This is a genomic window from Paracnuella aquatica (assembly GCF_003332885.2).
Taxonomy (GTDB): domain Bacteria; phylum Bacteroidota; class Bacteroidia; order Chitinophagales; family Chitinophagaceae; genus Flavisolibacter; species Flavisolibacter aquaticus.
Genome location: NZ_QOWJ01000012.1, coordinates 79,775 through 92,063, shown reverse-complemented (window position 1 = coordinate 92,063; position 12,289 = coordinate 79,775). Strand labels below are relative to the sequence as shown.

Genomic DNA, 12,289 nt, shown 5'->3' with positions numbered 1-12,289 from the left:
ATGCCGTATTGCTACGATTTATCGGATTGCTTACAATAAGTCCGCCGTTCGATTGTAGACAATGGATCATCAGCAGTTGCACGCAATGCAGCCATCAATGTCTATTCACCAACAGGTATAAAGGTAAACATCCACTTTACCGGGTTTTGCCAGTCCTTTCCCTTAAAACTTGCAATGGGCAGTTTCACCAGCACATCGTTCCAGCCTTTTTTCAACGCCACTTTTGTCGGCTCGCGGTATTCATACCCTTCATCCACCAGCGGCACTTCGGGGTGGCCTTTGTGGCCGCCGCGTTTCCACCGTGGTGGTGCTATCAAATCACCATTTACCCACACACGGCTTTCCAGGTTGCTCCATGTTCCGGGCAGCGGCGAGTCGGTTGCAGGGGACCGGGAAATATTGTTGAACCCGATCCAGAAATCACCAATGCGGTCATCATCGCTCCAGATCCTGGTTGTAGCATACCAGGTGGTGTTTTCTTTTGCATCAGCAACGGCACCTTCAATAAGCGGCGCCCACCAATGCCTGATCACTACGGTGCCACCCACCACTTCATGTGATGGCTTTACTTTGCTTGCATCAAAACCTGCTTCTTCCGGTGCAAAGGCCTGCAGCAAGTTGCCCCCATTTTGGTATGGCCCAAACAATTTCCATATTGTGTTCGTTTGCCGCACATAAGGGAAAGGCAATCCTTGAAAATAGTTGCGCTTATGATCGAGCAGGCGGCCTTCAAATGCTGCAAATGCTTTAGTTCGTGCATCGCCCGGCGCACCCACATTGGCCACCCAACCTTCCCTGCCGCCACCGCGCCAACTGCGCTCTGCAAAGGCCAGCATCGCTGGGTAAGCAGCACTCATTTTTAGCGCATCTTCTTCATGCTCCACCCGCCTGTCGGGCCACAGGCAGATGATGCCGCCAAGTGCCGTTTTACTGCCCACTTCATTGCCACCAATGCGGCGGTTGAAAATGGTTACCACGCTTTCCAACGGGTCCATGTGGTTCAGGTACAGGTGCCTCGAATCAACATACTGAATGGCAGTGTCGCGTGATATTTTGCCGCCATCATCCATCCACAATTGCCGGATGGTATTGGCAGTAAAATTGCCACCGGGCTCCCATCCCATCACTTTTTTACCCATGCCTTGCAAAAAAGCAGTGACCTCGGGCACAAAGGCTTTGTTGGTGATCTTTACTTCATCTGCACCAATATGCACCAGCGGCACATCATAAGTTTCGACAAGTTCTTTTACAATATTTTTTACAATGATCAACCCGCTATCGCTTTGCATGTCCCATTTCATGGCGCGGGTAAATGCAGCGCTGTGGCCCGGCATATCAATCTCGGGAATAAGGGTAATATAGCGGTCTTTGCAATAAGCAATCAGCTCCTTCATATCAGCCTCCGAATAAAATTGTCCCTCATTGCGGATCATATTTTCGGGTGCCGTTAGTTGTGGATATTGCTTGATGGCTAGTCGCCAGGCAATGTCTTCGGTGAGGTGAAAATGAAAAACATTGAGCTTATACTTCGCCATCACATCAATTTGCTGCTTCAGCAATTGCATCGATTGGTAGTTGCGCCCCACATCTACCATATAACCGCGCCATGAAAATGCCGGTTTGTCGGTAATGTTGCAGGCATCAATGGTGGAGCTGTTGCGCATCAGTTGCAGCAGCGTTTGCACCCCGTAGAAAATCCCCTGCGGTGCATTGGCAGTGATCGTTATTTTTTGTGGCGTTACCTCCAGTTGGTATGCTGCGTCCTTTTCAATGGTTGCCGGGATATTGCCCAAACGCAACTCAATATGCGGCCCCTTTGCCGGTGCCGTTTTTTGCACCGTTGCCGATATTTCTTTTTCGGTCAACAGTTCCTGCAGCCGTGCAGCTTCACGCTGCAGTGCCGCATTTGTTGCAACAATAACCTGCGTACCGGTCATGGTATAAAAGCCTTCTTTCCATTGCAATTGTTGCGGCAGTGGAATCAAAGCTGGCTTTTCCGTAGCATCAAAAACATAAGGATACAACAGGTGTTTCCAAAACAGGTACGCTTCGCCATTGAGGTGCAGGCCATCGTTGGTAAATGACGCCTTTAATTTACCGGCCGCATCGCTGAACGGTGTATGCAGGTCGATATAGGTGTATTGCAATGATGCTGCGTTTTGCGCCAGCGCCGCGTTTACTCTTTTAATAACCGCGCCATTGCCTGTGTGCCCGCCAAACTTGCGATACACATCATTTACCGGTAAAATGCTTTGCACATATACCTGCGTTGCAGGCGATTGTTGGCGCAGTTGGCGCACCGCGCTAAAAATATTTTGCTGCAGGCTGTCGGTAGGCACTTTGCGGGCCAGGTCATTGGTGCCGATCATTAAAAAAACCATGGCGGGTTTGCGTGCCGCCACTTCATCAATGCGGTGCAAAATGCCTGCCGACACGTCGCCGCTGATGCCCCGGTTTTTAATCCGCAGGTCGCCGAACAATTCGTTCCACTCCGCACCGTCGTTGATGCTGTTGCCCAGGAAAATAATATCACCTCTTGTTTGCGGCAGGCTTTTAAAATGACTGACCCGCTGGTGGTAATAAGTGGAAAACAAACTGTCGTGCAGCCTCGTTTGTGCCAGCAGCAATTGCGGAAAACAAATGAAAAAATTCAGGACAAAAATCAGGGACTTCATATGCAAGGGAATAAACAATTCAACTAAGGAAACAAAACGCAAATGGCTGTATCAATCGCCTCGTTGCGCCACTGCCAGGCCCAGAATTACCAGCAACACGCCAACAGCAGTATAGCCGCTCAACCGGTCGTGCACCAGCCAGCGGGCAATGGCAAAACCAAAGGGTGGACAAAGAAATAGCCACATGCCTGCACGGGTAGCACTGGTACGCAGCAGCCACAGCCACAACTGCACTGCCACGATGGAAACAGGCAGCGCCAGCCACAACACCGAACCCCAAAAAGTAGCGTCAAACCGGTTTCTGTTTTCGTTATAAAAAACCATAGCAAACGGCAGCAGCAAAGCGCCACCGATTGCAGTTTGCCAACCATTGATGGCCAGCAGGTGCAAGCCGTTCCAGTGTTGTTTTGAAAAATAAAGTGCCGCCGCAGAATAAGCCAGCATGCCCACAAACAGTATGGCCAGGCCAGTTGCAGTAACAGTTGCTTCGCCAAACAACGGCCATGCTGCGCATAGCACACCCGCCATGCACATACACATAGCCACTGCAAACAACGTCGATAATTTTTGCTTGAAAAAAAACACGGACATGAATGAAATGAACAGCGGGTTGGTGGCCACCGCCAGTGCACCAATGCCTGCAGTAACGGTTTGCATGGCCATTACATAACAACCGAGGTAAATGGTTACGTTGAGCACGCCGTAAATGGCCAATTGTTTCCATTCCTTTCCGGCCGGCAGCCGCTGGCGCAAAACCAGGTGCCCCAACACCAACATACATAGGGCTGCCACGCCAAACCGCACCACGGCAATCACCAATGGCTGCGCCACGGCCAGCCCAATTTTAGTGGCCGTTGAGGCCGACGCCCACAACACTGCGAACAGGATGCCTGCAGCAACCCACAAGTATTTTTTCCTACCATCTTTCTCCAACGGTACAGTTCCAGTTTGCAATTGCCGGGTCATTGGTGCGCTATTTTAAAATCTATAAACCTGCTTACTGCAAATAAAGTATGAATATCGGTGCACTTGGATTGCGCTAAACATTTCAACAAACGAGCAAAAGCACACACAAGCATAAATAACATACAATTTACCTGTGCCACTCCCTGCCCTCTGTGTCTCCGTGTTTTAAGTTGGTGCTTATTTCATCTCTAAATGCTGCGCCAATACCTGCCTGCAATACCACTCCTGCCTTGGCAGGTGAAAAGGTCCTTTGAACAAGTTGCCCTTCGCTGTTTGCGCTACCGTGCCATCGCGGTGCAGGTAGCCGTACCACTCACCACGCTCCTTATCCCAAAAATGCGCATAGGCATAATCGTGAACCTGCTGGTGCCAGCGGGCATACTTTTCGTTGCCGGTCACCAGGTAGGCCAGCAGCGTGGCAATGATGGTTTCGTTTTGCGGCCACCAAAACTTCATATCCTGCCAGTACTCCTGCACCGGCTTACCATACACATCGCGGAAATAAAGAATGCCGCCGTGCTCTTTATCCCAACCGCGTTCCCACATATAATCGAGCATGCGGCAGCCGAGTGCCACCAGGTGCGGATCGTTGCCTCGATGGCGTGCTTCTTCCAAAATAAACCACGCCCCTTCAATGGCATGACCGGGGTTGAGCGTACGGCCGTCGATATGATCAATGATGCTGCCATCAGGTGCCACCTGCTCCATCACGCATTGAATATCGTCCTTCACAAAATCCTGCTCTATTTCGGCAATCCATTTGGCAATCCAGCCATCGCAACGATCATCGCCAATGGTAGCCCGCAGTTGCTGCGCCGTGTTGATCATGATCATCGGCACGCCAATGCCTTTGGAAGGACGGGTGGTCGTATACTTCGGCTGCAACGCCTTTTCACCGGTAGCGTAAGCAATACAATCACCAAAAATTTTTCTTGCTTTATCGGCAGCTTCGCTGCTGCCACTTGCTTTTGCATACGCCGCAAATGCAATCACCGCAAAGGTTTCGGAAAAGAAATACCTGCGTTTGCGGATCGGTTGCCCATCGCGGGTTACATGAAAATACATTTGCCCATCGCTATCAAAACAATGCCTATTCAAAAAATCGTAACCGAGTTTCGCGCCTTCCAGCCACTCCCTTTTTTGCTCCACCGTATTGTACAGTGTAGCCAGCAACCAGGTGGCGCGGCCCTGTATCCACACCGCTTTATCATCGTCAATCAAGGAACCATCGGCATCACGCATCAGCAAAAAGCCACCATGCTCCACATCGAATGAACGGGGAAACCAAAAGGGTACCGTATCCTGCAGTAACTGTTTATTATAAAACGCGTATAGCCGCGACAAATCTGCCGTTGTATAACTCATACTTTTATTGTTGTACGTCCATTTGAAAAGTGGATGCTGGCAAGCCTGAAGCGTTGATTAAATTGGCATCGGTAAATGGTTGCCACCCGTATTGCACGGTCTTCATTTGTTCACCAACCGGCGCCTGTAATAAAATTCGATTTTCCTGAATAGTAGCAATGGGTTTTATAGTAATGCCCTTTGTATTGATCAATGTAAAGCCACGCAAGATTTTCCCTTCACTTGTGGACAATTGTTTTCCTGCATAGTTGAAATGCACTTCAATACCTTTTGCTGTATGCACTGCTTTTAACGGCATGGGACCGTAAGGCACCACTCCCCTTTTACCATAGGTAAAATGCAACGCAAGCCGGGCCAGGCGTTCGCCAACCTCTTGCTTCCTTCGCGGGTGCACATCCAGCGAATCGCCCACATCGGAAGTAACGGCCATGCCCGAGTGGGGAATGGTTTGCAACAACTGCAGTTGACTGGCCCGGAACGCCGGCCACGAAGGCCGGTTGAGCGACGACAACTGCACATAATAAAACGGAAACGTATACCCCCATTTATTGCGCCAGCTGCGCACCAGTTGTGGCAACAATTGTTCGTGCAATTCAATGTTGTGTGCATTGCTTTCGCCCTGGTACCAAATGGCGCCCTTTATGGGAAAATGCACCAGGTCGGCAATGCCTGCTTCGTAGTTATAAGCAGGGTCGTAAGGGTGGCGTTGTTTGGGATTGGTGCTACCCTTCAGGTTGGTATCGGCACGCTGCCGCACCCAGGGTTGAAAAAAATCGGAACTGCGCCAGTTGGTTAAGCTATTAACTAAAAGCGGGTGATGTTCCAGCGAATACCGGTCGATCCACGACTCAGTTGTGGAGCCACCTACCGCCACTTGTATCAGCCCAATTGGCACATCTACCTGTTGGCGCAAGGCCTGTGCAAAATAATAAGCCACCGCCGAAAACTTCTTAGCCGCAACCGAATCGCATTGCTGCCAGGTGCTGGTAAAATATTGCAGGCCGTTTACCTTTTCTAAAGTAGTGCTATCCCATGCCCGGTTATCGGTTTCAGCAATCGGCTCGCGGTTCAACAAGCGGATGGTGCTACTGCGCTGTGCACGCTGCATTTCATCGGCTTTGTTAATGGCGGCCTGTAATGGGAAATCCATGTTCGACTGTCCCGAACATAACCACACATCGCCAACCAATACATCTTCCAGCACAATGGATGTTACGCCGGATGCAATCACTGCTTTATACGGGCCACCTGCTTTCATGGATGGAAAAGTTGATTTCCAATTGCCTTGCCCATCCGCTTTTGCAATTAGCGTTTTCCCGTTAAAACCTACTTTGATGGATTCGCCGCGATTGGCTTTTCCCCAAAAAACAATGGGTTGCTCCCTTTGAAGCACCATATGTGATGCAAAAACCGGCGACAATTGCAACCCGCCCCAGTTGCCGCTTACATGGCTATACACTGTTTTTGCCAGGATAGCCGCACCCTGTTCATTAGGGTGCAATGCATCGGGGAAAAGATCGGGACGTGCATGCAATGACGTATGAAAATCTATTAGTTCCACACCATTGGCTGCGGCTATTTGTGGGATGCTATTTTGTATTTGCCAAAACCAATCGCGGGTGCCCGACAAGAACCTTTTGTGATCGGGGAAAATTGGCGTGAGCCGGCAAATAACGATGCGCATGGAGCCATTTGCTTTGCGTAAGGTATCGATCAAGGCGGTGTAATCGGCAGCAAACTCGCCGCCGTAGTTAGGCCAGTTTCGCGGGTCGGTATCATTCAACCCTAAATGAATGATGGCAATGTCCGGAGCCAAAGCCAATGCATCGGCAAAGGCTTTGGTTTTGTGGTACGGGTTGTGCCCCTTGCGCAGCAACGTGGCGCCGCTGTGCCCAAAATTCTGCACCTCGTACCCTTTACCCAACAGTTGCTGCAACTGCACCGGGTAGGCCGTTGCCGCCGGGTCTTTATGTCCCAAACCAGCCGTCACCGAGTTGCCGATACAGGCAACCTTGAGCGTCTTTGGCTGCGCCGTGCCGGCCAAGGACATTAATAACATCCATGCACAACCGAAAACGTAAAGAAGCTGCCGAATCAACGTCATGCCTATTTAATGATTTCGCTAACCGGTACGCGAATAAAATACAGGTCCCGTTCGCCTTCGTACAGCAGTCCCATGGTATTTTCATCAATCGGGGTAAGGGCCGAATAGCCAAATGACCGGCGCTCATCCACGAGTAGTTTATTACGTGCAGGCCAAGTTTCGCCCATATCCAGGCTTGCTTTGATGCTCATGTCTTCCCGCGCCGTTTGCGATGCCACATTGCTGAAGAACAGCACATCCTGCAGCTTTCCGCCCACCCGCACTTTGGCCCTGATAAAACTGGCCATGCATACTGGGTCGATCAATGCGCTGTAAGAAGTGCGGTGCTCCGTCCAGGTTTTACCCATATCAGCAGTGGTGGCTACGCTGCGGTAGCGGCCGCGGTTGTCGCGCATATTGATCATGATGGTGCCGGGGGCCGTTTCTACCAATTGTGCTTCGGTGGTGTTGCTTTTAGCACCTATACCGCTTTTCCAGGTAGCGCCATGGTCATCGCTGTACACCAATGTGGAGTGCGGCATGTGTGCACCATCCCAGTACTGCGCCGGAAAAACAAGGCGTCCGTTTTGCATGGCAATGCCATTGCCGGGCCCGGGAAAAAATAATTTCCACGCCGGATTCTTTACCTGCGGTGTAATGCTGTGCGGCGCCGTCCACGACAGACCATCGTCGCTGCTGCTTACCAGCACAAACTGGCCGGTTTCATCGGGCGACAAGCCAGGCTGCGAGCCAGCAATGGAGCGGTTGCCCTTACTCCACAAGGCACTTACCCAGATTTTTTTTGTTACCGGGTCAAACAAAATCGAAGGATCACCCACGCCATTGCTTTCATGTGGTGCACCCATGTCCATGATGATCTTCATCGGCTCCCAGGTGCGACCACCATCAGTGCTGCGGCTCATACCTACATCCACATTGGCGGGCAAATCGCCGGAGTGCTTGTAGCGAATATCGTACACCGCAATTAAGGTTCCTTTATCGGTGGTAATGATTCCGGGAATGCGATAAGTGTGCACGCTGTCATCCCATGCTTTTCTAGCAGCAATGGCTATGCGCTTTGGTGTCACATCCGATGCGTTTGCCAAGCTATAATTATTGCCGTTGTTATCAGTAACTGCCGTGGCTTGCAACAGCACGGTGCCGTCCATATTGGCTTTAGGTTTTAAGGTGGCACTCACCCACAGGTAGTTCAGGCCCGGTTGCACATCCACCGACAACGGGATAGTTGCCTGCTCCTGGATTGGTGTATGTGTAGCCAACGGTGTTTTGTTATTAAAACCTGCCTCTGTGCCTGTATGGTACACCTGCAACTGTTCAATGGCTGCCACTGCGCTGCTATTGAGCGACAACTTTAGTCCACTAAGGCGCATGGGGGCACTACCTGCAGGCACATGCACCCTGATGCGCAGTGTTGGGTTGTGGGCCAAACCAATAATTAGCGGCGCCTTTGGCGAATACACCGAAGCTGTGATGTCATTAGCAGCTATCGGTGCCATCTTTGGACTGCATCCTACAAAGCACAATGCAATAAGCACACAAAGCAATACCTGTTTTACAAATGTCTGTTGCATGGAGGGTTCATTTTTACCCGGCGCTACACCGGCATTTCTTTAAAATCGGCTGCTTTTGGGCGCAGCCCGTACAATTGTATGATGAGTGCTACCAGCACAACGCCGGCGAGCATTGCAAAGTCTTTTCCCAGGTTGCCTGCATCGGTAGATTTGCCCAGCAGGTCGGTGATGAATGCACCGGCAAATACGCCAGTCATATTCATTAAACCATAAGCCGTGGCGCGGTACCGGGCCGCTACAAACTGGCAGAGTATGGGCATGTTGTTGGCATCGAACATACCGTAGCCAAAACCAAAACAAAACGCGGCACCCACCACATGCAGCATGGTGCTGCCAAAGCCCACCAGCAAAAGAGCGGGAATGGTAAGGCTCAAACCAATGGCGCTGGTATAAATGCGTCCCCGCAGGTTGCGCTGCACCCACCTATCGGAAAGGATGCCGCCAAAGATGACACCCAAAAACGACGACGCGGCAATGGTGATGGTAGACAGCGGCCCGGCGGTAGCCATATCAATATCGAGGTTTTGTGCAAACAGCGTGGGCAGCCAGTTTTTAACGCCCCAACCTGGCAGGCTGGGTATGGCAAAATAAAACAGCAGGATCCAAAACGAAATGTTGGCAAACAAGATACCGAGCCCTTTGAACAAGCCGTTGCCCGATGGCGTCGTGATGCTGTCGGTAGCAACTGTTGCGGTCTTTTGTTCTCGAAGCAGAAACACTAACACCAATGCATAAACGATTCCCACTAATCCAAAAGTTTGAAAGGCGGTGGTCCACGAATATTCATCGGCAATAGTGGCGCCAAAGCCACCCAGTGCCTGGCCCATGTACAGGCCGGTCATATGGATGCCTACGGCCAGCGACCTTGTTTTTGCCGAATGAAAATCGGCAATGAGGGACAGGCCCGCAGGAATATACAACGCTTCGCTTACCCCCATGATGGCCCGCAGCACATACAACTCGTTGAAGGTGTTGGCAAAACCCATAGCGTAGGTTACCGCCGACCAAACAAAAAGGCTTATTACAATCAGCCACTTGCGGTTGAAGCGGTCGGCAACCATACCGGCAACCGGGCTGGTAAAACCATAGATCCACAGAAACACCGCCATCAGCCTACCAAAATTGGTTGCCGATTCCAGCTCCGAAATATCCACCTGCATGGATGGCTTCATAGTGGAAAGCATCTGCCGGTCCATGTAATTGAGCAGGGCCACCACCCACAGCAGCGCCACTACAACCCAGGGATAATATTTTTTATGTTGCATCGGTTTGTGTTAGTTGTTTGAGCGGGTGAATGGTCAATGGTGAGTCGTGAATCGTCAATCGAGAATCATTTTATTTCATTTCAATCGTCAATCCCAAATCGCACATCGTAAATCGCATTATTCCAGTTTCGCTGCCAAAATATTCGGCGTACGAACACCGGCCTTAATTTCGCCGCTTACAATCAGTACCTGCTTGTTCCAGCGCACGGCAGTGGTAGTAACCGGTACGGCAAAAGGTATGGTGTCTTTTTCGCTCCAAGCATCTTTTGCAATATCGTAGTGCAGCATGCGGTTGCTAAAACCCGGATGGCCTGCCTGCACGGCAATTTTTTGTTGGTTCAATGCTTCCCTTTTTACTGCATCCTGCTCCTGTGCAATAGCAGCAATCAGCGTTTCGGCACGGTGAAACGTTTCGCCTTTATCGCCACCTATTAGCCAAATAGATTGACTTGAAGTGGTAATACCCGTTCCCGCAGAAAGTGCAAAAGGCAATTCCTTTTTTTGTTGCCAGACGTTTTTAGCTACATCGAAAGCAAATGCGGAAGCATAGAGGCTGCTGATGCCGGAAGTATTTTTTTTGCGGCCACCCAATAGAAAAACCTGCTGGCTATTTTGATGCGGCACTACGGCCAACACCCCATGCGAAACAGGTTGAGGCAAAGCGGGCAACGTTTGCCAACCGGAAGCAGTATCCTGCAGGTCGAGGCACAAAAAAAGATCCAATGCTTTAGTGGCCGTTTCGCCGCCGGCGAGGTACACATTTCTTCCATCGCTAGCTATTGCGGCGTTGGTCAAAGCCATTGGCAGCAGGGGCAACCGGTCAACGGATGCTTTTTTTGCCGCGGCATCCCAACGCAACAAGAGCACATCTCGGCTCAGTGCCGACCCCGTTTCGCCACCAACTGCTACTACGCCTTTGGGCGTGGTACAATTGGCGCTATAAGCCAGCGAATGGGGCAATTTTTCTGTAGCAATTAATTGCAATGCACCGTTGCTATTTTGCTCGTACACAAACAAATCATCGTGGTACTTTTTGGCACCACCCATCCAAGGCGTAGCATCGGGAAAATTGGCACCGCCGCCCACCAGCAGCACGCCATTGTGCACACCTGCTACCGCACCGGCAAGGCCCAAGTGCGGCGCACCGTTTGCGCCCTGCGGCAATGTGCCGGCAATATGCCATTGTTTGGGCGCCGCTTCTGTTTGCTGCGCCGTTGCGTAAGTCAACATGGTCAGGAATAATATTAAAAAATGTCCCTTCATTATTGCAATTTGCTGTTGCTATACAAGCCCACCTTGTTTGCAAAAACGCTTCAAGTTATTCGTGCAAGCATAGATGATTTTTGATGTTTTGGGCGTTTGATTTGTTTAAATCATTGCACCAGAACAATGCATTTATAATGCTGCTTCGACGGGCATACTGGAGCAATAAGATTGAAACAGCAAGCCGTCCACTTCTTTTGAAAAAAGCTCGAACTGCGCATCACTCATGTTGCGCACCGGCAAACGGAAAGCGCCGCAATCGAGGCCCAGCTTACGCATATAAGCCTTGCCAGTAGCAATGCCGCCATATTTGCCCAGCAACTCGATCATGTGTATGGATTGCAATTGAAATTGCCGCGCCGCTTCCATATCTCCCGCTTCATAAGCTTCGATCATGCGGCTGTATAACGGTGCCGCATAGTTGTAAGTGCTGCCTACCGCACCCTTCGCACCCAGCGCCAGCGCTGCCAGCATATTTTCATCGCGGCCCCATAGCATGTCGTAGCGGCCCCCTTCAAAATGCATGCACGATAGGAAATCCATGAAATCTTCGTGGGTGTATTTGATGCCGGCAAAATTAGGAATGCGGCCATGCACCGCCTGCAGCAGGCCTTTCATGCTATAGCCCACGCCGGTAAGCACCGGAATGTGATAATAGTAGAACGGAAGATGGGGCGCAGCCGCAGCTACCTGTGCGCAGGTTTCGGCCAGGACATCTACGCTGGCGGGCTTGAAATAAAATGGTGCGGTATATGCCACGCCATACAGTCCGCAATCGGCTGCATGCCGCGCCAGCTCGCAGCTTTCGGCAACGCTGGTACCGCCCACCAGGGTCATTACTTTAAAATCGGCATCTGGGCTCACTGCAGCAGCCCAGGCTTCGGCAACGGCTTTTTTTTCTGCTACCGAAAGCGAAACGCCTTCGCCGGTAGATCCGCAGATAAATGCACCGGTTACGCCATTTTCTTTGAGCAGCGTATAGTATTTTGGAATGATGGACAGGTTGAGCGTTCCATCGGGATGCATGGGTGTAAATGGTGCGGCAATTAAACCGCTTAAATGTTGCAACTGCATGGTTGG

Annotated in this window: 8 protein-coding genes; all 8 read right to left on the bottom strand. The window is 50.9% G+C overall.

Annotated elements, in window-relative coordinates:
- Positions 1-101: 101 nt before the first annotated feature.
- Positions 102-2,675 (bottom strand): family 20 glycosylhydrolase, encoded by a 2,574-nt coding sequence (locus DRJ53_RS15795; RefSeq protein ID WP_114236625.1) that lies wholly within the window; start codon positions 2,673-2,675, stop codon positions 102-104.
- A gap of 51 nt (positions 2,676-2,726) precedes the next feature.
- Positions 2,727-3,641: a DMT family transporter gene (locus DRJ53_RS15790; protein WP_114236624.1), complete on the bottom strand. Its 915-nt coding sequence runs from the start codon at positions 3,639-3,641 to the stop codon at positions 2,727-2,729.
- A gap of 177 nt (positions 3,642-3,818) precedes the next feature.
- Positions 3,819-5,006, bottom strand: coding sequence for an AGE family epimerase/isomerase (locus tag DRJ53_RS15785; RefSeq protein ID WP_114236623.1), 1,188 nt, complete (start codon positions 5,004-5,006; stop codon positions 3,819-3,821).
- Between the two features lie 4 nt (positions 5,007-5,010).
- Positions 5,011-7,056 carry a GDSL-type esterase/lipase family protein gene (locus tag DRJ53_RS15780; protein ID WP_241558581.1) on the bottom strand — a complete coding sequence of 682 codons (2,046 nt, stop codon included), beginning with the start codon at positions 7,054-7,056 and terminating at the stop codon, positions 5,011-5,013.
- A gap of 56 nt (positions 7,057-7,112) precedes the next feature.
- Positions 7,113-8,681 (bottom strand): sialidase family protein, encoded by a 1,569-nt coding sequence (locus tag DRJ53_RS15775; protein WP_114236621.1) that lies wholly within the window; start codon positions 8,679-8,681, stop codon positions 7,113-7,115.
- A gap of 23 nt (positions 8,682-8,704) precedes the next feature.
- Positions 8,705-9,946, bottom strand: coding sequence for an MFS transporter (locus DRJ53_RS15770; protein WP_114236620.1), 1,242 nt, complete (start codon positions 9,944-9,946; stop codon positions 8,705-8,707).
- A 117-nt stretch (positions 9,947-10,063) separates the two neighbouring features.
- A complete protein-coding gene (locus DRJ53_RS15765; protein WP_123893620.1) occupies positions 10,064-11,209 on the bottom strand; it encodes a hypothetical protein in 1,146 nt (381 codons plus the stop codon).
- Positions 11,210-11,341: 132 nt separating this feature from the next.
- Entirely contained in the window at positions 11,342-12,283 is a 942-nt protein-coding gene (locus DRJ53_RS15760) for a dihydrodipicolinate synthase family protein (protein ID WP_114236618.1), read from the bottom strand.
- Positions 12,284-12,289 lie beyond the last annotated feature (6 nt).